This window comes from Streptomyces sp. YJ-C3, from assembly GCF_053891275.1.
On record NZ_CM132685.1, the window covers coordinates 439,763 to 460,375 of the forward strand.

Here is a 20,613-nt window from a genome sequence, read left to right on the forward strand (position 1 = left end):
CTCGCGCCTCCTTACGGCGCTTTGCTCATCCAGCGGTCCGGCCGCGCGTCCCTGCGCCCCGTCCGCGACCGGTCGGCCTGCGCCCGCAGCAGCTCCGACGCCTCCTGGACGTCCCTGAGCCGGGCCGTGACCGTCTTGTTGGCGCCGGTGTCGAGGTGCAGATCGGCGACCCGCCAGTACCGCTCCCAGGGGCCCTGGGCGAGGCGCACGCTCTGCACCTTGGCGTGCGGGACCAAGGAGAGATGGCGCCGCAGGAGGCCCTGGCGCGCGGCGAACACCGTCTCCGTGACGGCGACTCCGTAGCCCCGCCACCACAGCGGTACGCACCAGTGGCCCCGGCGGGGCGACGGCGCGAAGTCGGCCGGCTTGGGCACCGCGACGCCCGGCAGGATCCGCGCGATGACGTCCTCGGCGTGCGCGCGGGGAGCCACCGGGACCAGCACGGAGTTCGCGGAGCCCGCGACGTGCAGCTCGACGCGGACCCAGCCGCGGCGCCGCCACAGCAGCGGTTCGACGATGCGCACGGTCTGCACGCGGCCCGGCGGCACCGTCTCGTGCACCCGGTCGAGCAGCCCGTGGTCGATGCGCAGCCCGTCCGGGGACTCGCCGACCGTCCAGTCGTACTCCTTGATGAACCGGCCCGCGCTGTTGGTGAACGCCCCGCCGACCAGCGGCACCCCGACCGCGATCACTGTCCACAGGTTGTGGGTGGCGAACCACAGGAAGGCCGGGACGACGACCGCGGCCAGCAGCATCGCCCAGGGCGCGCCCGTCAGCATCAGGGCCACCGCCAGCATGCGCGGCGGCGTGTGCAGGATCTGCTGCGACGGGGCCTCGCCCACCTCGTGCGCCGACTCGGGCGCGAACCCGGCCGCGCGGGCCAGAAGCTCGGCACGGAGGTCGCGTGCTTCCTTCTCGCCCAGGTAGGAGAGCTCGTCCTTCTTGTCGGCGCCCACTACGTCGAGTTTCAGCTTGGCCACGCCTACGAAGCGGGCCAGGAGCGGCTGGGTGACGTCGACGGCCTGAAGGCGGTCGAGCCGGATGTGGGCGGTGCGGCGGAACAACAGGCCCGTACGGATGCGCAGTTCGGTGTCCGTCACCGCGAAGTGCGTGAACCACCAGGTGAGGAAGCCGTACAGGGCGGCGGTCGGGACCAGCACGGCCAGGCCGATCGCCAGGGTCGTCGCGGTGAGGTGGGCCAGCTGGCGCTGCGCCTGATCCATGTCGTGGACGGCCCAGCCGAGCAGGACGGCGATCGGCGCCCAGGCCCGGCGCAGCGGCGTGACGGGGTGCAGACGCCGCTCTCGCACGGTGTCGGCGGGTGGCCCGGCCGCGATGTCCTCGGGGACGCGGGAGGCCGTCACAGGCCCGCCGATCGGGCCTCGCCGAGCTCGGTGAGGCGGTCGCGCAGCCGCTCGGCCTCGGCCGGGGCCAGGCCAGGGATCGTCGCGTCGGTGGCGGCTGCCGCGGTGTGCAGCTGCAGGCTGGCCAGGCCGAACTTCCGCTCCAGGGGACCCGAGGTCACCTCGACCAGCTGCATCCGCCCGTACGGCACGATCGTTTCCTCACGCCACAGGACACCGCGGCTGATGAGCAGGTCGTCGGCCCGCTCCGCGTACCGCCACGAGCGCCAGTTGCGGCCCAGCATCGGCCAGCCCCACGCGAGCACGGCCAGCGGCAGCAGCGCGAGGGCCGCCCACGCCGGGCCCGCGAAGAGCCACAGGAGCACCCCGACCGCCGCCGCCAGCGGCACCAGCCAGAGCACCAGCAGCAGGCGGCGCAGGTTCAGCAGGCCCGGCGGCAGCCCCGTCCAGACCGGCTCGGCCTCGGACCGCGCCTCGGCGCCGTCCGCGGGCCCTTTGGCCCCCGTAGTCCCCGTTTCCATACGACCACCCTACGTAGGAGAGACTGTGCGCATGACGCCCACGACTCAGGCCACGGTCGGCATCGGTGGTGCCGCGGAGAGCACCGACATGGTGCTCAACATCGGTCCGCAGCACCCCTCCACCCACGGAGTGCTGCGCCTGCGTCTCGTACTGGACGGCGAGCGGATCCAGCATGCCGAGCCGGTCATCGGCTACATGCACCGCGGCGCGGAGAAGCTCTTCGAAGCGCGCGACTACCGGCAGATCGTGATGCTCGCCAACCGTCACGACTGGCTGTCCGCCTTCTCGAACGAGCTGGGGGTCGTGCTCGCCGTCGAGCGGATGCTCGGCATGGAGGTCCCGGAGCGCGCCGTCTGGCTGCGGACCCTGCTCGCCGAGCTCAACCGTGTGCTGAACCATCTGATGTTCCTGGGTTCGTACCCGCTCGAACTGGGCGGAATCACTCCGGTCTTCCACGCCTTCCGTGAGCGCGAGGAACTCCAGAACGTCATGGAGGAGGTCTCCGGCGGGCGCATGCACTACATGTTCAACCGCGTCGGCGGCCTCAAGGAGGACCTGCCGCTCGGCTGGACGGGACGCGCGCGTGCCGCCGTCGCGGACGTGCGCTCCCGCATGGACGTCTACGACCGCCTGGTCCTCGGCAACGAGATCTTCCGGGGCCGCACGCGCGGTGTCGGTGTCCTGTCCGCCGAGGCCGCGCACGCCTACGGGGTCAGCGGTCCGATCGCCCGTGCCTCCGGCGTCGACTTCGACCTGCGCCGCGACGAGCCGTACCTCGCCTACGGGGAGCTGCAGGACACCCTGAAGGTCGTCACGCGACAAGAAGGCGACTGCCTGGCGCGCTTCGAGTGCCTTCTGGAGCAGTCCCACATCGCGCTCGACCTCGCCGACGCCTGCCTGGACCGGCTCGCCGAGCTGCCGCCAGGACCGGTCAACCAGCGCCTCCCGAAGGTCCTCAAGGCGCCCGAGGGCCACACGTACGCGTGGACGGAGAACCCGCTCGGCATCAACGGCTACTACCTCGTCAGCAAGGGCGAGAAGACGCCGTACCGGCTCAAGCTGCGCTCCGCGTCGTACAACAACATCCAGGCACTGACCGAGCTGCTTCCGGGGACTCTGGTCGCCGACATGGTGGCGATCCTCGGGTCACTGTTCTTCGTGGTCGGCGACATCGACAAGTAGGGCCCCCTCGGGCAGGCCCACCGGCTCCATGAGCCAGCCGAAGTCGCCGAGCCCGCCGCGGGCCGTCAGCTCCGCGGCCTCTCCCGCCCGCGTGAGCGCCCGGACGTACGCGGCCGGGTCCTGGGACGCGAGCGCGAGCGGCGGGCGCCCCGCGCCGACGCCCAGGGCGCGCAGGGCGGCACGCTGCGGGACGACGCGGGCCCCGGAGGTCACCGCGCAGGCGTCCAGGGCCACATGGGCCGTGATGTCGCGGGAGCCGTCGGGCACGGGCGGGGTCTCGCGGCCGGCCCGGAAACCCGTGAGCGTGCCGAAGGGCGGGCGCGTCCCGCGCGTGTGGGCGTAGTCGACGGCCACCGCGAGGCCGCGCTCCACGGTGCGCACGGCCGCCGCCCACGCCTCGTCGCGGGGCAGCCCCACCTCGGCGCGCAGGCCCTGCTCGGCGGGCAGCGGCCACCAGGCGTCCAGCCAGCGGCGCAGCCGGTCGTCGAGCGGCGCCGCGTCCAGGCTCTCCTCGCCGTCCGCCCGGACGAGCACCAGCCGGGCCGTGCCGTCCGCGTCGGTCTCGACGACGTCCAGGGGCACGTTGTCGAGCCACTCGTTCGCGAAGAGGAGGCCGCGGATCCCGGCCGGCGGCTCGGACCGCCACTCGATCCGGTGATCGAGATCCGCGGGGCGGTCGGCCTTCTCCACCGCGAGGGCACGCACGCGTGCCGCCACGTCCTGCGGCAGCACCTGGAGGACGCCGGAAACCAGCTCGCCGCGCCCCGCCGCCATGTCGACGAACGCCAGCTCGGCCGGTTCCCCGAGCGCCGCGTCGACCCGGCACAGCAGCTCGGCCACGGCCTCCGCGAACAGCGCCGACGCGTGCACCGACGTACGGAAGTGTCCGGCCGGTCCCTCGGGCCTGCGATAGAAGCCGTCCGGGCCGTACAACGCCTCTTCCGTGGCCTCGCGCCACCCGCTTCCCGCGCCCTGTTGTGCGTTCCTCACGACCGAAGGCTATGCGCAGGGGGCGCATGCGCCTCCACCTTGGGGAGTACGCGCGCCGGGCGCGGATCGGTCCTCCGGTTGACCCCCGCACGCCGAAGCCTTACCTACTCTGGGTTACGTGCAGCGCCTCTACGACTTCCTCCGCAGACACCCGACATGGGTCGACGGCTTCTGGGCCGTGATCCTGTTCGGGATCACGGTCGTGAGCGCCGTCAGTCTGAACGGGCCGACGCTGTACGGGAACATCGCGGCGGGGATCGCGTTCGCCGCCGTGCTGAGCGTGGTCGTCGCGCTGCGCCGCCGGATGCCCGAGCGGATGCTCGTGCTCACGATCGCCGCCGGCCTGGGCCAGCTGGTCTTCGACGCGCAGGTCAACCCGTCGGACTTCGCCATGCTGGTGATCGTCTACACGGTCGCCGCGACCGGTGCCCGCTGGGCGTCCCGGCTCGCCCTGGCCGTGGGCCTGTGCGCGGCGCCGCTGGCGGAGGTGCGCTGGCCCTCGGAGCAGGGCAGCGGTCTCGGGCACATCGCGGTCACCGTCTTCCAGATGGTGCCCTTCGCCCTCGCCTGGGTCCTCGGTGACTCGCTGCGCACGCGCCGCGCCTATCTGGCACAGCTGGAGGAGCGCGCCGCCCGCCTGGAGCGAGAGCGCGAGGCCCAGTCGAAGGTGGCGGTCGCGGCCGAACGGGCGCGCATCGCCCGCGAGTTGCACGACGTCGTCGCGCACAACGTGTCGGTGATGGTCGTCCAGGCCGACGGCGCCGCCTACGTCCTCGACCAGGCGCCCGACCAGGCGAAGAAGGCCCTGGAGACCATCTCCGGCACCGGCCGGCAGGCGCTCGCCGAGATGCGCCGGCTGCTCGGCGTGCTGCGCACCGGCGAGCACGAGGAGGGCGGCGAGTACGTGCCGCAGCCCGACGTCGACCAGATCGAGGACCTCGTCGAGCAGGTGCGCACCGCGGGCCTGCCGGTCGACTTCAAGGTGGAGGGCACCCCGCGCCCGCTGCCCAGCGGCGTCGAGCTGACCGCGTACCGCATCGTGCAGGAGGCCCTCACCAACACCCGCAAGCACGGCGGTCCGAACGCCGGAGCGAGCGTGCGCCTCGTCTACTTCGACGACGGCCTCGGCCTGCTCGTCGAGGACGACGGGAAGGGCGCCCCGCACGAGCTGTACGAGGACGGCGGCGCGGACGGCCGGGGGCACGGCCTGATCGGGATGCGGGAGCGCATCGGTATGGTCGGCGGCACGCTGGACGCGGGCCCGCGCCCCGGCGGTGGCTTCCGTATCAGCGCCCTGCTGCCTTTGAAGCCCGCTCACTGACACGTACCAGCAACTCAGCCCGCACAAGTCGCCACGAGATGTGAGGACCCGCCCGATGTCGATCAAGGTCATGCTCGTCGACGACCAGGTGCTGCTGCGCACCGGCTTCCGGATGGTGCTCGCCGCGCAGCCGGACATGGAGGTCGTCGCCGAGGCGGGCGACGGCGTCGAGGCCATCGAGGTGCTGCGCGCGACGCAGGTGGACGTCGTCCTCATGGACGTCCGCATGCCGAAGCTGGACGGGGTCGAGACGACGCGGCGGATCTGCGCGGACCCGAACCCGCCGAAGGTGCTGATCCTGACGACGTTCGACCTCGACGAGTACGCGTTCTCCGGGCTGAAGGCGGGCGCCTCCGGCTTCATGCTCAAGGACGTGCCGCCCGGCGAGCTGCTCACCGCGATCCGCTCCGTGCACAGCGGCGACGCGGTGGTCGCGCCGTCGACGACGCGGCGGCTGCTCGACCGGTTCGCGCCGATGCTGCCCAGCGGCGCCAAGGAACCGCAGCACAAGCAGCTGGAGCGGCTCACCGAGCGGGAGCGCGAGGTGATGGTCCTGGTCGCCCAGGGCCTGTCGAACGGCGAGATCGCGGCCCGCCTGGTGCTGTCCGAGGCCACCGTGAAGACGCACGTCGGCCGCATCCTCACCAAGCTGGACCTGCGCGACCGCGTCCAGGTCGTCGTCCTCGCCTACGAGACGGGGCTCGTCCGCGCCGGCGGCCACGGCTGAGCCCTCCGGGCGCGCTAACGCAGCACGCCCTCGATGAAGTCGCCGCCGAGCCGTGACACCACGCTCAGGTCCAACTGGTGCTGTACGTAACGGCCCTGGCGCCGCGTCGTGATCAGCCCCGCCTTCTTCAGCACCGACAGGTGCCGGGATATCTCCGGCGCCGACATCCCGTGCGCGTCGGCCAGCTCGCCGGTCGTGTACGAGCCCCGCGCGAGGTGGCGGCACAGCCGCATCCGGACCGGGTGGGCCAGCGCCGACATGCGCAGCGTCAGCTGCTCGACGGACGGCGGCGCCGCGAGCCCCGGCGAGGAGACGGGGTACATGATCACCGGCTGCCACTCGACCCGGTGCAGCACCCACAGATGCGGCCAGCCGAGGCTGGTCGGCGTCAGGACGAGGTCGCCGTCCCCCGTGGCCGTGTGCCCGTCGGAGATCTTGTCGACGGTGATGCTGCGGCCCGGCCCGTCGAGCGAGACGGCCGGCGAGGTCGCCGCGAGGGCCTCACCGAGGCCCTTGCGGCGCAGCAGCTCCGTCTTGTGCCGCGCGTCGGCCGCCAACTGGTGCTGCACACGCGACCACACGTCGGAGAAGAACGCCTCGTCGCAGTCCCGCATCAGCTCGCGGAACCAGGCCCTGATGGCGGGCGGGTCGTCCAGCAGGCGCTTGGTGAACCGCACTTGATGGGTCCCGCGCGCGGCCGCCAGGTCGAGCGCGCGCTCCCGGGCGCGCGGGTCACCGAGCCGGTTCGCGAGCCGGCTCGCATAGGTGGACTGGCAGGTGAACTCCAGGGCCGCGTCCACGAACTGCTCGTCGGACAGCTTGTCGAGCAGGTCGAGCTCCTCGGTGAGCGTGGCGCCGGGGCGGGTGCGCCGCCCGGGGATCCCGGCCGACGGCGTGAAGATGTCCGAGAACGTCGTCCGCCACAGGAAGTCCGCCTCGCACAGCCGGTCCGCCAGGCACGCGTCCAGGCGCGCGGACACACTCGTCGTCCACCCCTGGAGCCCCGGGTGGTGCGCGGGCTCGGCCAGCGCGTGCAGCGCCATGCCGAGCTCGGCCAGGGGCGAGGGCACGACGCCGATGCGCTCGGGCGTCAGGCCCGTGATGTCGATGCTCACGCTCATGCCTCCATGGTGCACGCCGCCACCGACAGCCGGATCGTCGATTGACGGGAGCCGTCAATCGACGTGACCGGCGCGCGGCGCGGGGCGCACTCTCATGGTCGTAGGCCTCGAAGCGCAGCAAATGAGCTGATTCCGGGGCGAAGCATGACAATCAAGGGGAGAGGTGTTCGCCATGAACGTCCACCAGCAGTACGCCCTCGACGTGTACCGCGCGGCCCGGCGCGGCGAGCAGCCCGGACCGGTGCCCGGCCTGCACGACCTGGACGCCGTCCGTGAGCTGCGCGACTACCGCCAGTTCCGGGCGGTCCTGGCCGGCCGCCCGGCCCGCGGCCGCATCCGCACGGCCCTGGCCCGCCGCTTCTCTGCCCACCGCGGGCACGCCGCGGGGTGCTGAGCGGCGGCTACGGCCGGCCCGGCAGACGCCGTACGAAGTCCGCGACGGCCGCGCGGACGTCGTCGGCGCTCCACTCCAGGCCGGGACCCGCGACCGTCACCTCGGTGACCGAGAGCCCCGGCACCCTGTCCGACGGCCACCAGCGGCCGAACAGCAGCGTCCGCGTCTCCTCCGCCTGCGCGACCGCCGCCTCCTGGAGCGCGTCGGCGTCGTGCGGCAGCCAGACCCGGAACTCGTGCGTGTGCGGCACCTCCGGGTGGATCCGCACCCACGGAACCCCGGCCTGCGCGAAGCCCTCCCGCATCGCCCGCGCGACCACGCGCGCGTGCCGCACGTACTCCGGCAGCCTCGGCAGCTCCCGCTCCAGGCCGGCCAGCGCGGCGAGCACCTGCGGGAACTGCGTGAAGACCTGACCCCCGTAGCGGTGCCGCCAGGCCCTGGCCTCGTCGACGAACGACCGCGGGCCCGCGAGCGCCGCTCCGCTCAGCCCGCCGAGCGTCTTGTAGAACGACACGTAGACGCTGTCCGCGAGCTCCGCGATCTCGTCCAGGGGGCGCCCGAAGTGCTCCGTGCACTCCCACAGGCGGGCCCCGTCGAAGTGCACGACGGCGTCACGCGCGCGTGCCGCCTCGCAGACCTCCTCCAGCTCCTCCCAGGTGGGCAGCACGAAACCGGCGTCCCTGAGCGGCAGTTCGAGCATCAGCGTGCCGAAGGGCTCGCCCAGGGCGTGCACCTCGTCGGCGGTGATCTGGCGCGGCTCGCCCGTGGGGTGCACCGTGCGCAGGCCCGTCACCTGGGCCAGAGCGTCGCGCTCGTGCACCTCGGGGTGGCTCAGCGGGTGCAGGGCCACGGCCGGGTTCCCGGTGCGCCCCGCCCAGCAGCGCAGCGCCACCTGCTGCGCCATCGTGCCGGTCGGGAAGAACGCCGCCGCCTCCTTGCCGAGCAGCCCGGCGACCTTCGCCTCCAGGTCGGCGACGACCCCGTTGCCGTAGAAGTCGAGGTCGCCGTCCAGGTCGGTCACCGTCCCGGCGGCCTGCGTGAGCTGCGCGAGCCGTTCACCCAGCGTCGCCTCGTTCGGCCGCCGCGCCAGCCTGCGCTCCGCGCCCCGCCAGGCCGCGAGCCGCCGCGCGGCCTGCTTCTCTTCCTCGGTCCCGTCCGTGTCGCTCATCCATGGATCATGTCGCACGCGCGTGCGCTTGCCCACAGCCTGTGGACGGCCGAGGCCCGCCCGCCCAGATAGCGTTAACATGACGAGAAATCGTCCGGTACCCCGAGCGGACTGGAACGGAAGGCCGTCGCCCCGTGTCACTTCCCTCCCCGAACCCCCGATCCGAGCCCACCGATCCCAAGGACCGCCCCGCCCGCCTCACCGTGGGCGTCGTCGGCGCGGGACGGGTGGGTCCCGTGCTCGCCGCGTCCCTGCAACTGGCCGGGCACCGCCCCGTCGCCGTCTCCGGAGTCTCCGACGCCTCCGTGCGCCGGGCCGCCACTTTGCTCCCCGACGTCCCCCTGGTGACGCCCGCCGAGGTCCTCGCGCGGGCCGACCTGGTGCTGCTCACGGTCCCCGACGACGTGCTGCCGAGCCTCGTCGAGGGCTTCGTCGAGACCGGCTCGATCCGCCCGGGGCAGCTGCTCGTGCACACCTCCGGCCGGTTCGGCACCAAGGTCCTCGACCCGGCCCTGCGCGCGGGCGCCCTGCCGCTCGCGCTGCACCCCGCGATGACGTTCACCGGCACCGCCGTCGACGTCGAGCGGCTGGCCGGCTGCTCGTTCGGCGTGACCGCGCCCGAGGAGCTGCGCCTCGCCGCCGAGGCCCTGGTCATCGAGATGGGCGGCGAGCCCGAGTGGATCGCCGAGGAGAACCGGGCGCTCTACCACGCGGCCCTCGCCCTCGGCGCGAACCACCTGGTCACGCTGGTCGCGGAGGCCATGGAGCTGCTCCGCGACGCGGGCGTCTCCGCCCCCGACCGGATGCTCGGCCCGCTGCTCGGCGCGGCCCTCGACAACGCGCTCAGGTCCGGCGACGCGGCCCTCACCGGACCGGTCGCGCGCGGCGACGCCGGCACGGTCGCCGCGCACGTCTCGGAGCTGCGCAAGCACGCCCCGGGGACCGTCGCCGGATACCTCGCGATGGCGCGCGCGACCGCCGACCGCGCCCTCGCCCACGGCCTGCTGAAGCCGGAGCTCGCCGAGGACCTGCTCGGCGTCCTCGCGACCGGTGCGGAGGAGACGCGATGACCACGGCCGTGCTGCATGAAGGCGAGGAACTGCGGGCACGCACGCGTACCGGGCAGCGGGTCGTCGTCATGACGATGGGCGCCCTGCACGAGGGCCACGCCACCTTGATCCGTACGGCACGCGAACGCGCGGGCGCCGGCGGCGAAGTGGTCGTCACCGTCTTCGTGAACCCGCTGCAGTTCGGTGCGGGCGAGGACCTCGACCGCTACCCGCGCACCCTCGACGCCGACGTCAAGATCGCCGAACAGGCGGGCGCCGACGCCGTGTTCGCGCCCTCCGCCGACGAGGTATACCCGGGCGGACAGCCCCAGGTCCGCATCACCGCCGGACCGATGGGCGAGCGCCTCGAAGGAGCCTCGCGCCCCGGCCACTTCGACGGCATGCTCACCGTCGTCGCCAAGCTGCTGCACCTCACGCGCGCCGACGTCGCCCTGTTCGGGCAGAAGGACGCCCAGCAGCTCGCCCTGATCCGCCGCATGGTGCGCGACCTGAACTTCGACGTGGAGATCGTCGCCGTGCCCACGGTCCGCGAGGACGACGGCCTCGCCCTGTCCTCCCGCAACCGCTACCTGTCGCCGGAGGAGCGCCGCAGCGCGCTCGTCCTGTCCCGCGCCCTGTTCGCCGGCCGCGACCGGCACGCCGCGCAGGAGGCCCTTCGCGCGCGTGCCGCACAGAACCCGGCCACGCGCGCGCGGGCCCAGGCACTGGGCGCGCTCGGCGAGGCCCGCGCCGCCGCCGACGCGCACGCCGTCGCCTTCCCGGGCGGCCCCGCGGCCGTCCTCGCCGCGGCCCGCCAGGTCCTGGACGGCGCCGCGCGTCTCCAGCCCCCCGTCGCGCTCGACTACCTGGCCCTGATCGACCCGGCCGACCTCACCGACGTACCCGACGGCTTCGAGGGCGAGGCCGTCCTCGCCGTCGCCGCGCGCGTGGGCACGACCCGGCTGATCGACAACCTGCCCCTGACCTTCGGAGCCCGCCAGTGAACTCCACCGGTATACGCCTGCACGCACCTGCCCCCGGCTGGTCGATCGAGGCCGATGTCGTGGTCGTCGGCTCCGGCGTCGCGGGCCTGACCGCCGCGCTGCGCTGCGCGGCCGCGGGCCTGACCACGGTCGTCGTCACCAAGGCCCGCCTCGACGACGGCTCCACGCGCTGGGCCCAGGGCGGCATCGCGGCCGCGCTCGGCGAGGGCGACACCCCCGCACAGCACCTGGACGACACCCTGGTCGCGGGCGTGGGCCTGTGCGACGAGGACGCCGTGCGCACCCTCGTCACCGAGGGCCCCGACGCCGTACGCCGCCTCATCGCGACCGGCGCCCGCTTCGACGAGACCGCCGACGGCGCCCTCGACCTCACCCGCGAGGGCGGCCACCACCGCCGCCGCATCGCGCACGCGGGCGGCGACGCGTCCGGCGCGGAGATCTCCCGGGCGCTCGTCGAGGCGGTGCGCTCGGCCACGGACGGCGACGGCCGCCCGGCGGGCCTGCGCACGATCGAGAACGCCCTGGTCCTGGACCTGCTCACGGACGAGGACGGCCGCACGGCCGGCGTCTCGCTGCACGTCATGGGGGAGGGCCAGCACGACGGCGTCGGCGCGGTCCTCGCCCCCGCCGTGGTCCTCGCGACCGGCGGCATGGGCCAGGTCTTCTCGGCGACCACGAACCCGCACGTGTCCACCGGCGACGGCGTGGCCCTCGCCCTGCGCGCGGGCGCCGAGGTCAGCGACCTGGAGTTCGTCCAGTTCCACCCGACCGTGCTCTTCCTGGGCGCGGATGCCGAGGGCCAGCAGCCGCTCGTCTCCGAAGCCGTGCGCGGCGAAGGTGCCCACCTCGTGGACGCGGACGGCGTGCGCTTCATGGTGGGGCAGCACGAACTCGCCGAGCTGGCCCCGCGCGACATCGTCGCCAAGGGCATCACGCGCCGCATGCAGGAGCGCGGCACCGAGCACATGTACCTCGACGCACGGCACTTCGGCGCCGACATGTGGGAGCACCGCTTCCCCACGATCCTCGCCGCCTGCCGCGCCCACGGCATGGACCCGATCACCGAGCCGATCCCGGTCGCCCCGGCCGCGCACTACGCCTCCGGCGGCGTCCGCACCGACCTGCACGGCCGCACCACGGTGCCGGGCCTGTACGCGTGCGGAGAGGTCGCCTGCACGGGCGTCCACGGCGCGAACCGCCTCGCCTCCAACTCCCTCCTGGAGGGGCTGGTCTACGCGGAGCGCATCGCGGACGACATCAAGAAGCAGCACGCCGAGAACCACCTGCACGCGCGCGTACCGGCACCGGTCCCGCACCCGCAGACCCCGACCCACCCCCTCCTGCCCGCCGAGGCCCGCTTCGCCATCCAGCGCGCGATGACGGCCGGGGCCGGCGTCCTGCGCTCCGCCGACTCCCTCGCCGAGGCCGCCGCCCAGCTCGGCCGCATCCACGCGGAGGCCGCCGACGCCCTCGCGGAGAACGGCAAGACGGCCGTCCCCGGAGTCGACACCTGGGAGGCCACGAACCTGCTGTGCGTGGCCCGCGCCCTGGTCGCCGCCGCCCGCCGCCGCGAGGAGACCCGCGGCTGCCACTGGCGCGAGGACCACGCCGACCGCGACGACACGAACTGGCGCCGCCACATCGTCGTACGCCTGAATCCCGACCGGACTCTGGCCACGCACACCACACAGACCGCAGACTTCCCGGCAACGACCCTTCAGGAGCAGTGACCGACGTGAGCGCCACCCCCGACCTCCCCCTGGCAGACGCCGACAGCGGCGGCTGCGGCGACAACTGCGGCTGCGCGCACGCGTCTTCCGAGGACGCCATGGAGTGCGGCCTCGACCCGTCGCTCGCCCAGCTCCTGCTCGACGCGGGCCTGCACCCGGTCGAGATCGAGGACATCGCCCACATGGCGATCGCCGAGGACCTCGACGGCGGCGTCGACGTGACGACCGTCGCCACGATCCCCGAAGAGGCCGTCGCCACCGCGGACTTCACCGCCCGCGAGGACGGCGTCGTGGCGGGCCTGCGCGTCGCCGAGGCGGTCATCTCCGTAGTGGCCAGCGACGAGTTCGAGGTCGAGCGGCACGCCGAGGACGGCGACCGTGTGACGGCCGGGCAGAAGCTGCTGTCCGTCACCACCCGCACCCAGGACCTGCTCACCGCCGAGCGCAGCGCGCTCAACCTGCTGTGCCGTCTCTCCGGTATCGCGACCGCCACGCGCGCGTGGGCGGACGCCCTGGACGGCACCAAGGCCAAGGTCCGCGACACCCGCAAGACCACGCCGGGCCTGCGCTCCCTGGAGAAGTACGCGGTCCGCGCGGGCGGCGGCGTCAACCACCGCATGTCCCTGTCGGACGCGGCCCTGGTCAAGGACAACCACGTGGTCGCGGCCGGCGGCGTCGCCCAGGCCTTCCAGGCCGTCCGGGACCGCTTCCCCGGCCTGCCGATCGAGGTCGAGGTCGACACCCTGCACCAGCTGCGCGAGGTCCTCGACGCCGGCGCCGACCTGATCCTGCTCGACAACTTCACGCCGAGCGAGACCGAGGAGGCCGTGGCCCTCACCGCCGGCCGCGCGCTCCTGGAGTCCTCCGGCCGCCTGACGCTGGAGAACGCGGCGGCGTACGCGAAGACCGGCGTCGACTTCCTCGCCGTGGGCGCCCTGACCCACTCCTCGCCGATCCTGGACATCGGCCTCGACCTGCGCGAAGCGGAGTGACGCGGACGCCATGCTCCTGACCATCGACGTAGGCAACACCCACACCGTCCTCGGCCTGTTCGACGGCGAGGAGATCATCGAGCACTGGCGCATCTCCACGGACGCCCGCCGCACGGCCGACGAGCTGGCCGTCCTGCTCCAGGGCCTGATGGGCATGCACCCGCTGCTCGGCGACGAGCTCGGCGACGGCATCGACGGCATCGCCATCTGCTCGACCGTCCCCTCGGTCCTGCACGAACTGCGCGAAGTCACCCGCCGCTACTACGGCGACGTCCCCGCCGTCCTGGTCGAACCCGGCATCAAGACCGGCGTCCCGATCCTCATGGACAACCCCAAGGAGGTCGGCGCCGACCGCATCATCAACGCGGTCGCGGCCGTCGAGCTCTACGGAGGCCCCGCGATCGTCGTGGACTTCGGTACGGCGACGACCTTCGACGCGGTCTCCGCGCGCGGCGAGTACGCGGGCGGCGTGATCGCCCCCGGCATCGAGATCTCCGTCGAGGCGCTCGGCGTGCGCGGCGCGCAGCTGCGCAAGATCGAGCTGGCCCGGCCGCGCAGCGTCATCGGCAAGAACACGGTCGAGGCCATGCAGTCGGGCATCGTCTACGGCTTCGCGGGCCAGGTCGACGGGGTCGTGAACCGGATGGCCAAGGAACTGGCGACCGACCCGGAGGACGTCACCGTCATCGCGACGGGCGGGCTGGCGCCCATGGTGCTGGGTGAGGCCTCGGTCATCGACGAGCACGAGCCGTGGCTGACCCTGATCGGACTCAGGCTGGTGTACGAGCGGAATGTCTCGCGCCTTTGAGCGCGCGCGTAAGTACGCGAGTAAGCAGGCGAGCGAGGGCGCGCCGGTAATTGCCGGTTAAGCGGATTTTGTCCGTAATGGTGCGTATTGTCGGTCCATGCCCACGCCCTACGGAAACCGCGGCGGCATGGCGTTCGGTGCAGAAGAGCTGCGTGTGCTCCGACGCGCCCTCGCCCTCGCCCTCCACCCCAGCCCTGCCTCGGACAAGGACGTCGGGGACTGCCTCCGACTCGCGGAGTCGGTCGACGAGGCCGTTCAGGAGAGCGCCCGCATGCGGGCCTTCCTGCTCGCCGACCTCGACCGGTACCGGGCCGCCCTGCCCGGCTCCGTCACCGGCTATCTGAGCCTCCTCGAGGACGCCCTGGCGGCGGGCCACCAGCCCGGCGTCGACGACCTCGCGGCGCTGCGCGCACTGCGCGGCAACCCCACCGCGGCGGCCCTGCTCGACCGCTGCCGCGCCCTGGCCGAACAGGGCGTGCGGGACCGGCTGGAAGCGCGCCACCGCCGCCGCGTCCCGGCCTCCCGTACGCATCTGCTCGCGCTGCCCGGCGGCCTGGCCGGCGCCGACCAGCAGCCCGCGAAGCCCCGGCCGGGCGACGCGCCGAAGCCCGTGCCCACCCCGGCCGAGGTCTTCCCGCCCAAACGCAGGCCGGCGCAGCCACCGGCCCCGTCGCAGCGGTTGGCGGCGGGCTAGCTACTCTGGGGGCATGGACTACGTCTCCGCGCTCGTGCCCCCGGTAGTGATGGCCGTGTTCTTCATCGGTCTGATCGTGACGATCGTGAAGTCGCAGGGCGGCGACAAGAAGGCCAAGGAGGACGCGGCCGTCGACGCCGCCCTCGCGCGCGCCGAGGCCGCCCAGCAGAACGGCGGCGTGCGGCACGAGGCCGGCGCCTGAGCGCACCGCGGCAGGCGCGACCGGGATCACGACCGGGATCAGGGGCACCCACGGGGTGCCCCTTTTGTCATTGATTGAAGCCGTTCGCCACGTCCGGCGTTGAATTACGGACTTCTCCCACTATTGTGCTGCTCGTGCCGCGCCCCTTGGGAGAACTCGAAGACGCAGTGATGACGCGGGTGTGGAAGTGGAACCGCCCGGCGACGGTGAGGGAAGTCCTGGAGGACCTCCAGCAGGAACGGTCCATCGCCTACACGACGGTGATGACCGTATTGGACAATCTCCATCAGAAGGGCTGGGTGCGCCGCGAGGCGGAAGGCCGGGCCTATCGATATGAGGCCGTCTCCACTCGGGCCGCCTACTCGGCCGCACTGATGAACGAGGCGTGGGCGCAGAGCGACAACCCGGCCGCCGCCCTCGTCGCCTTCTTCGGCATGATGTCGCCCCAGCAGCGCGAGGCGCTCAGGGACGCGATGCGGATCGTTCAGCCGGAAGTGCCCGCCGATGTGCCCGCCGAAGTACCCGCCGAAGTGCCGTCCGAAGTACCGGCCGAAGTGCCGCCGGGACCCGAGGAAGCGGACGAGGGGCCCGGGCGATAGCGTCCGTTCATGCCAGCAGAGCTCCCCGAAGTCTCCACACGCTCCGAATCGACCGCAAAAGCGGTCACCGTCCGCCGGGCCAGGACCGCCGATGTACCGGCGGTACGTCGACTGCTCGACGCGTACAGCCGACAGGGGATCCTGCTCGACAAAGCCACGGTGACGCTTTACGAGGACATCCAGGAGTTCTGGGTGGCGGAACGCGACGACAACGCGGAGGTCGTCGGCTGCGGTGCTCTGCACATCATGTGGGAAGACCTGGCGGAAGTCCGCACTCTCGCGGTGAATCCACAGGTCAAGGGCTCGGGCGTCGGCCACAAGGTGCTGGAGAAGCTGCTGCAGACCGCGCGCTGGATCGGGGTTCGCCGGGTTTTCTGTCTCACCTTCGAAGTCGAGTTCTTCATGAAGCACGGCTTCGTGGAGATCGGCGAGACGCCCGTCGATACCGTTGACACCGATGTCTACAGCGAGCTGCTGCGTTCCTATGACGAGGGCGTCGCGGAGTTCCTCGGTCTCGAACGAGTGAAACCGAACACCTTGGGCAACAGCCGGATGCTTCTGCATCTGTGATCGACCCGGACGGTATTCCGGCAACGCTCCCCGAGCGGGGTTCCCTATGTCCGAAACGCGCATGTTTTCGGCCGGGCCGGGCAGCGTACAACTCCGGGATCTCTCCCTGATCTCAGCCAGGGGTTTGTGTTTTCCCGGCAAAAGCGGTTTGCTTTCCGACGTACTGCAGTACTGCATATAACAAGGGGACGGCGAAACAGCGGCCGCGGTCGCAGGGGGGCCGGCCCTTCAGATATCGATGAAAGGAAATCCGGTGGCACAGAAGGTTCAGGTCCTTCTTGTCGATGACCTCGACGGTGGCGAGGCGGACGAGACCGTGACGTTCGCGCTCGACGGCAAGACCTACGAGATCGACCTCACCACCGCCAATGCGGACAAGCTCCGTGGCCTCCTCGACCCGTACGTCAAGGGTGGCCGTCGCACCGGTGGCCGTGCCGCGGGTGGCCGGGGCAAGGCGCGCGCCGCGTCCGGCGGTAACCAGGACACCGCGCAGATCCGCGCCTGGGCGAAGGAGAACGGCCACGACGTGAACGACCGCGGCCGTGTTCCCCAGGCGATCCGTGAGGCCTACGAGAAGGCCAACGGCTGATCTTTCGGCACGGCCGATGCGCGGCGCAGCCGGGCCCGGTGGCACTGTGTCGCCGCCGTGTCCACGAGTCGTACGAGATCGGGGGCGCCCCCACCGCCCCCCACGACCGACCAGGTCGAGACGGCCGTCAGGGTCGTCAGAGCCGGAAGTACTTCTTCCACCTCGCGCCCGGGCTCGGGGGGCCGCACCCATACCGCGGCCTCCTGCGAGCCGGTCCACCCCGGAGGTGTCGGCGCGTCGATGAACCCGTCCGCGCCGACCGCGACGAGGTCCAGGGGCAGCGCCCCCCACTCCAGCCAGTCGAGCAGCCCCGGCAGTTCGTCCGCGCTGCCCGCGGCGACCAGCAGCTGCATCGTCTCCCCCCGCACGGCCACCGGTGACCGGGGGTCGCATCTGCCCAGCATCGCGAAACCGGCGTCGGCCGGCAGCTCCAGGACGTCGAACCGCAGCCCCGTGCGCAGCCGGACGCCCTCGGGGCCGGCCGTCACGGCCCAGCCGAGCTCGTCCTCGTACCACTGCTGGACCGGGTCGGATCCGGCCGCGTCGAGCGGACGACGCGGCGTGGGGACGGTGCCGGAGGCGGAAAGGGGGGCGACCATGCCAGGAGCAACCGCCGCGAGCGCTTCAGGGTTACGCAGTGTGGCACTGTGTAAGCGCAGAGTGTCCGGATTGGGGGCGTACGGGGGTGTTCGGCGGTGCAAGGGTGTTCGCCCGTAGCGGAGGGAACCGGCGCGCGCCGCATGGAGTGTCAGTCCGTGCGGGTAAGACATCCCTAGTGGGAGGGGCGACACGTGGTCGCCGGGCATCTCGCGTTCGCCATCGGCGTAGTGATGGTGGGGGTATCTGCCTGGCCTGCGGGAACATCGTCTCGCACCATCGGGTTGGAGCAGTTGTCGGCGTTCGGGGGCAGGAGGCCATGAACGGGTGTCGGCAGTTGGAATGAGCGGTCCCCGCTTGCGGGACTAAGCTGCGGAAGGACAGGGAGGGGACCGACCCCTTACTGCCTGACCGCTCTGAGGAGCGATTAACGATGTTCGAGAGGTTCACCGACCGCGCGCGGCGGGTTGTCGTCCTGGCTCAGGAAGAAGCCCGGATGCTCAACCACAACTACATCGGCACCGAGCACATCCTCCTGGGCTTGATCCACGAGGGCGAGGGTGTCGCCGCTAAGGCCCTGGAGAGCCTCGGGATTTCGCTCGAGGCGGTCCGCCAGCAGGTGGAGGAGATCATCGGTCAGGGCCAGCAGGCCCCGTCCGGCCACATCCCCTTCACCCCCCGTGCCAAGAAGGTCCTGGAGCTGTCGCTCCGCGAGGCCCTTCAGCTGGGCCACAACTACATCGGCACGGAGCACATCCTGCTCGGCCTGATCCGTGAGGGCGAGGGCGTCGCCGCCCAGGTCCTGGTCAAGCTGGGCGCAGACCTCAACCGGGTGCGGCAGCAGGTCATCCAGCTGCTCTCCGGCTACCAGGGCAAGGAGACCGCCACCGCCGGCGGTCCTGCCGAGGGCACGCCCTCCACGTCCCTGGTGCTCGACCAGTTCGGCCGCAACCTGACGCAGGCCGCTCGTGAGTCCAAGCTCGACCCGGTCATCGGGCGCGAGAAGGAGATCGAGCGCGTCATGCAGGTGCTGTCGCGCCGCACCAAGAACAACCCGGTCCTGATCGGTGAGCCCGGCGTCGGCAAGACCGCCGTCGTCGAGGGCCTCGCCCAGGCCATCGTCAAGGGCGAGGTGCCCGAGACCCTCAAGGACAAGCACCTCTACACCCTCGACCTCGGCGCGCTGGTCGCCGGTTCCCGCTACCGCGGTGACTTCGAGGAGCGCCTGAAGAAGGTCCTCAAGGAGATCCGCACCCGCGGCGACATCATCCTGTTCATCGACGAGCTGCACACGCTCGTGGGTGCGGGTGCCGCCGAGGGCGCCATCGACGCGGCTTCCATCCTGAAGCCGATGCTGGCCCGCGGTGAGCTCCAGACCATCGGTGCCACCACGCTCGACGAGTACCGCAAGCACCTGGAGAAGGACGCGGCTCTCGAGCGCCGCTTCCAGCCGATCCAGGTCGCGGAGCCGTCGCTGCCGCACACCATCGAGATCCTCAAGGGTCTCCGTGACCGGTACGAGGCCCACCACCGCGTCTCGATCACGGACGAGGCCCTCGTCCAGGCCGCGACCCTGGCCGACCGGTACATCTCGGACCGCTTCCTGCCGGACAAGGCGATCGACCTGATCGACGAGGCCGGTTCCCGGATGCGCATCCGCCGGATGACCGCGCCGCCGGACCTCCGCGAGTTCGACGAGAAGATCGCGGGCGTGCGCCGCGACAAGGAGTCGGCCATCGACTCCCAGGACTTCGAGAAGGCGGCGTCTCTCCGCGACAAGGAGAAGCAGCTGCTGGCGGCGAAGGCCAAGCGCGAGAAGGAGTGGAAGGCCGGCGACATGGACGTCGTCGCCGAGGTCGACGGCGAGCTGATCGCCGAGGTCCTCGCGACCGCCACCGGCATCCCGGTCTTCAAGCTGACCGAGGAGGAGTCCTCGCGTCTGCTGCGCATGGAGGACGAGCTCCACAAGCGGGTCATCGGCCAGAAGGACGCCGTCAAGGCGCTCTCGAAGGCGATCCGTCGTACGCGTGCGGGCCTCAAGGACCCGAAGCGTCCGGGTGGTTCGTTCATCTTCGCCGGTCCGTCCGGTGTCGGTAAGACCGAGCTGTCCAAGGCGCTCGCCGAGTTCCTCTTCGGTGACGAGGACGCGCTGATCTCCCTCGACATGTCGGAGTTCAGCGAGAAGCACACGGTCTCGCGTCTCTTCGGTTCGCCCCCCGGTTACGTGGGCTACGAAGAGGGCGGCCAGCTGACCGAGAAGGTGCGCCGCAAGCCGTTCTCCGTCGTCCTTTTCGACGAGGTGGAGAAGGCCCACCCGGACATCTTCAACTCGCTGCTGCAGATCCTGGAGGACGGTCGCCTGACCGACTCCCAGGGCCGCGTCGTGGACTTCAAGAACACGGTCATCATCATGACGACCAACCTTGGAACCCGTGACATCTCGAAGGGCTTCAACCTGGGCTTCGCGGCCACGGGTGACACGAAGACCAACTACGAGCGCATGAAGAACAAGGTGTCGGACGAGCTCAAGCAGCACTTCCGTCCCGAGTTCCTCAACCGTGTGGACGACGTCGTCGTCTTCCCGCAGCTGACCCAGGAAGACATCCTCGCGATCGTCGACCTGATGATCGGCAAGGTGGACGAGCGCCTCAAGGACCGCGACATGGGCATCGAGCTCTCGCAGTCCGCGAAGGAGCTGCTGTCGAAGAAGGGTTACGACCCGGTTCTCGGCGCGCGGCCGCTGCGTCGCACGATCCAGCGCGAGGTCGAGGACACGCTCTCCGAGAAGATCCTCTTCGGCGAGCTGCGTCCGGGCCACATCGTGGTCGTCGACACGGAGGGCGAGGGCGAGAACAAGACCTTCACCTTCCGCGGCGAGGAGAAGTCGGCACTGCCCGACGTCCCGCCGATCGAGGACGCGGCCGCGGGTGGATCCGGGCCGAATCTGAGCAAGGAGGCGTAACCCCTTCGGGGTGAGCCTGATACGGGTG

At 71.8% G+C, this 20,613-nt stretch carries 21 protein-coding genes; 15 read left to right on the forward strand and 6 right to left on the reverse strand.

Features of this window, described 5'->3' with window-relative positions; all coding sequences use genetic code 11:
- Positions 1–11: 11 nt before the first annotated feature.
- Together ACVHNB_RS01965 and ACVHNB_RS01970 are read right to left on the reverse strand one after the other, a co-directional pair.
- Positions 12–1,364: a PH domain-containing protein gene (locus tag ACVHNB_RS01965; protein WP_456227286.1), complete on the reverse strand. Its 1,353-nt coding sequence runs from the start codon at positions 1,362–1,364 to the stop codon at positions 12–14.
- The gene (locus tag ACVHNB_RS01970; RefSeq protein ID WP_456227287.1) at positions 1,361–1,885 is read right to left on the reverse strand and encodes a PH domain-containing protein; all 525 of its coding nucleotides are present in this window, start codon (positions 1,883–1,885) and stop codon (positions 1,361–1,363) included. The genes ACVHNB_RS01965 and ACVHNB_RS01970 overlap by 4 nt, the downstream gene beginning before the upstream one ends.
- A gap of 31 nt (positions 1,886–1,916) precedes the next feature.
- Between ACVHNB_RS01970 and ACVHNB_RS01975 the strand changes: the two genes are divergently transcribed.
- On the forward strand, positions 1,917–3,068 hold the full coding sequence (locus tag ACVHNB_RS01975) for an NADH-quinone oxidoreductase subunit D (RefSeq protein ID WP_428953191.1): 1,152 nt from the start codon (positions 1,917–1,919) through the stop codon (positions 3,066–3,068).
- Here ACVHNB_RS01975 and ACVHNB_RS01980 read toward each other — a convergent pair.
- Entirely contained in the window at positions 3,033–4,058 is a 1,026-nt protein-coding gene (locus ACVHNB_RS01980; RefSeq protein WP_456227288.1) for an SAM-dependent methyltransferase, read from the reverse strand. The genes ACVHNB_RS01975 and ACVHNB_RS01980 overlap by 36 nt on opposite strands.
- Before the next feature lie 118 nt (positions 4,059–4,176).
- Here ACVHNB_RS01980 and ACVHNB_RS01985 point away from each other — a divergent pair, with 118 nt between their 5' ends.
- Positions 4,177–5,379 (forward strand): sensor histidine kinase, encoded by a 1,203-nt coding sequence (locus ACVHNB_RS01985; RefSeq protein WP_428953189.1) that lies wholly within the window; start codon positions 4,177–4,179, stop codon positions 5,377–5,379.
- Positions 5,380–5,434: 55 nt separating this feature from the next.
- The gene (locus tag ACVHNB_RS01990) at positions 5,435–6,106 is read left to right on the forward strand and encodes a response regulator transcription factor (RefSeq protein WP_428953188.1); all 672 of its coding nucleotides are present in this window, start codon (positions 5,435–5,437) and stop codon (positions 6,104–6,106) included.
- A gap of 14 nt (positions 6,107–6,120) precedes the next feature.
- On the opposite strand, the gene ACVHNB_RS01995 is transcribed toward ACVHNB_RS01990, so the two are convergent.
- The gene (locus tag ACVHNB_RS01995; RefSeq protein WP_428953187.1) at positions 6,121–7,227 is read right to left on the reverse strand and encodes a DUF5937 family protein; all 1,107 of its coding nucleotides are present in this window, start codon (positions 7,225–7,227) and stop codon (positions 6,121–6,123) included.
- Between the two features lie 172 nt (positions 7,228–7,399).
- Between ACVHNB_RS01995 and ACVHNB_RS02000 the strand changes: the two genes are divergently transcribed.
- Positions 7,400–7,621, forward strand: coding sequence for a hypothetical protein (locus tag ACVHNB_RS02000; protein ID WP_428953186.1), 222 nt, complete (start codon positions 7,400–7,402; stop codon positions 7,619–7,621).
- 7 nt (positions 7,622–7,628) lie between these two features.
- On the opposite strand, the gene ACVHNB_RS02005 is transcribed toward ACVHNB_RS02000, so the two are convergent.
- The gene (locus ACVHNB_RS02005; RefSeq protein WP_428953185.1) at positions 7,629–8,789 is read right to left on the reverse strand and encodes a threonine aldolase family protein; all 1,161 of its coding nucleotides are present in this window, start codon (positions 8,787–8,789) and stop codon (positions 7,629–7,631) included.
- 134 nt (positions 8,790–8,923) lie between these two features.
- Here ACVHNB_RS02005 and ACVHNB_RS02010 point away from each other — a divergent pair, with 134 nt between their 5' ends.
- The 10 genes from ACVHNB_RS02010 (at position 8,924) to ACVHNB_RS02055 (ending at position 17,026) form a co-directional block, all read left to right on the forward strand.
- The gene (locus tag ACVHNB_RS02010) at positions 8,924–9,859 is read left to right on the forward strand and encodes a Rossmann-like and DUF2520 domain-containing protein (protein ID WP_456227289.1); all 936 of its coding nucleotides are present in this window, start codon (positions 8,924–8,926) and stop codon (positions 9,857–9,859) included.
- On the forward strand, positions 9,856–10,842 hold the full coding sequence (panC, locus tag ACVHNB_RS02015; RefSeq protein ID WP_456227290.1) for a pantoate--beta-alanine ligase: 987 nt from the start codon (positions 9,856–9,858) through the stop codon (positions 10,840–10,842). Before ACVHNB_RS02010 ends, panC begins: the two co-directional genes overlap by 4 nt.
- Complete coding sequence (locus ACVHNB_RS02020; protein ID WP_456227291.1) at positions 10,839–12,572, forward strand: L-aspartate oxidase; 1,734 nt, start codon at positions 10,839–10,841, stop codon at positions 12,570–12,572. The genes panC and ACVHNB_RS02020 overlap by 4 nt, the downstream gene beginning before the upstream one ends.
- Entirely contained in the window at positions 12,569–13,564 is a 996-nt protein-coding gene (nadC, locus tag ACVHNB_RS02025; RefSeq protein WP_456227292.1) for a carboxylating nicotinate-nucleotide diphosphorylase, read from the forward strand. Before ACVHNB_RS02020 ends, nadC begins: the two co-directional genes overlap by 4 nt.
- A 10-nt stretch (positions 13,565–13,574) precedes the next feature.
- Positions 13,575–14,372, forward strand: a complete 798-nt coding sequence (locus tag ACVHNB_RS02030) for a type III pantothenate kinase (protein ID WP_428953180.1) — start codon at positions 13,575–13,577, stop codon at positions 14,370–14,372.
- A 97-nt stretch (positions 14,373–14,469) separates the two neighbouring features.
- Positions 14,470–15,066, forward strand: a complete 597-nt coding sequence (locus ACVHNB_RS02035) for a hypothetical protein (RefSeq protein WP_428953179.1) — start codon at positions 14,470–14,472, stop codon at positions 15,064–15,066.
- Positions 15,067–15,079: 13 nt separating this feature from the next.
- Positions 15,080–15,268, forward strand: a complete 189-nt coding sequence (locus ACVHNB_RS02040; RefSeq protein WP_428953178.1) for a hypothetical protein — start codon at positions 15,080–15,082, stop codon at positions 15,266–15,268.
- A gap of 74 nt (positions 15,269–15,342) precedes the next feature.
- Positions 15,343–15,867, forward strand: a complete 525-nt coding sequence (locus tag ACVHNB_RS02045; protein ID WP_428953177.1) for a BlaI/MecI/CopY family transcriptional regulator — start codon at positions 15,343–15,345, stop codon at positions 15,865–15,867.
- Positions 15,868–15,876: 9 nt separating this feature from the next.
- Entirely contained in the window at positions 15,877–16,437 is a 561-nt protein-coding gene (locus ACVHNB_RS02050) for an amino-acid N-acetyltransferase (RefSeq protein WP_428953176.1), read from the forward strand.
- Positions 16,438–16,690: 253 nt separating this feature from the next.
- Complete coding sequence (locus ACVHNB_RS02055) at positions 16,691–17,026, forward strand: histone-like nucleoid-structuring protein Lsr2 (protein WP_428953175.1); 336 nt, start codon at positions 16,691–16,693, stop codon at positions 17,024–17,026.
- Here the strand turns inward: ACVHNB_RS02055 and ACVHNB_RS02060 are convergent.
- Positions 17,005–17,625 (reverse strand): SCO3374 family protein, encoded by a 621-nt coding sequence (locus ACVHNB_RS02060; RefSeq protein ID WP_428953174.1) that lies wholly within the window; start codon positions 17,623–17,625, stop codon positions 17,005–17,007. The two genes, ACVHNB_RS02055 and ACVHNB_RS02060, sit on opposite strands and share 22 nt — an antisense overlap.
- A 431-nt stretch (positions 17,626–18,056) precedes the next feature.
- Between ACVHNB_RS02060 and ACVHNB_RS02065 the strand changes: the two genes are divergently transcribed.
- Positions 18,057–20,585: an ATP-dependent Clp protease ATP-binding subunit gene (locus ACVHNB_RS02065; protein WP_428953173.1), complete on the forward strand. Its 2,529-nt coding sequence runs from the start codon at positions 18,057–18,059 to the stop codon at positions 20,583–20,585.
- The last annotated feature ends 28 nt before the right edge of the window (positions 20,586–20,613 follow it).

Bases quoted from the DNA above. Each gene is read 5' to 3' on its own strand.
- ACVHNB_RS01975 (WP_428953191.1), top strand. From the start codon at position 1,917: ATGACGCCCACGACTCAGGCCACGGTCGGCATCGGTGGTGCCGCGGAG.
- panC (WP_456227290.1), top strand. From the start codon at position 9,856: ATGACCACGGCCGTGCTGCATGAAGGCGAGGAACTGCGGGCACGCACG.
- ACVHNB_RS02035 (WP_428953179.1), top strand. From the start codon at position 14,470: ATGCCCACGCCCTACGGAAACCGCGGCGGCATGGCGTTCGGTGCAGAA.
- ACVHNB_RS01995 (WP_428953187.1), bottom strand. From the start codon at position 7,227: ATGAGCGTGAGCATCGACATCACGGGCCTGACGCCCGAGCGCATCGGC.
- ACVHNB_RS02005 (WP_428953185.1), bottom strand. From the start codon at position 8,789: ATGAGCGACACGGACGGGACCGAGGAAGAGAAGCAGGCCGCGCGGCGG.
- ACVHNB_RS02040 (WP_428953178.1), top strand. From the start codon at position 15,080: ATGGACTACGTCTCCGCGCTCGTGCCCCCGGTAGTGATGGCCGTGTTC.
- ACVHNB_RS02060 (WP_428953174.1), bottom strand. From the start codon at position 17,625: ATGGTCGCCCCCCTTTCCGCCTCCGGCACCGTCCCCACGCCGCGTCGT.
- ACVHNB_RS02065 (WP_428953173.1), top strand. From the start codon at position 18,057: ATGTTCGAGAGGTTCACCGACCGCGCGCGGCGGGTTGTCGTCCTGGCT.
- ACVHNB_RS01970 (WP_456227287.1), bottom strand. From the start codon at position 1,885: ATGGAAACGGGGACTACGGGGGCCAAAGGGCCCGCGGACGGCGCCGAG.
- ACVHNB_RS01990 (WP_428953188.1), top strand. From the start codon at position 5,435: ATGTCGATCAAGGTCATGCTCGTCGACGACCAGGTGCTGCTGCGCACC.
- ACVHNB_RS02050 (WP_428953176.1), top strand. From the start codon at position 15,877: ATGCCAGCAGAGCTCCCCGAAGTCTCCACACGCTCCGAATCGACCGCA.
- ACVHNB_RS02030 (WP_428953180.1), top strand. From the start codon at position 13,575: ATGCTCCTGACCATCGACGTAGGCAACACCCACACCGTCCTCGGCCTG.
- ACVHNB_RS02000 (WP_428953186.1), top strand. From the start codon at position 7,400: ATGAACGTCCACCAGCAGTACGCCCTCGACGTGTACCGCGCGGCCCGG.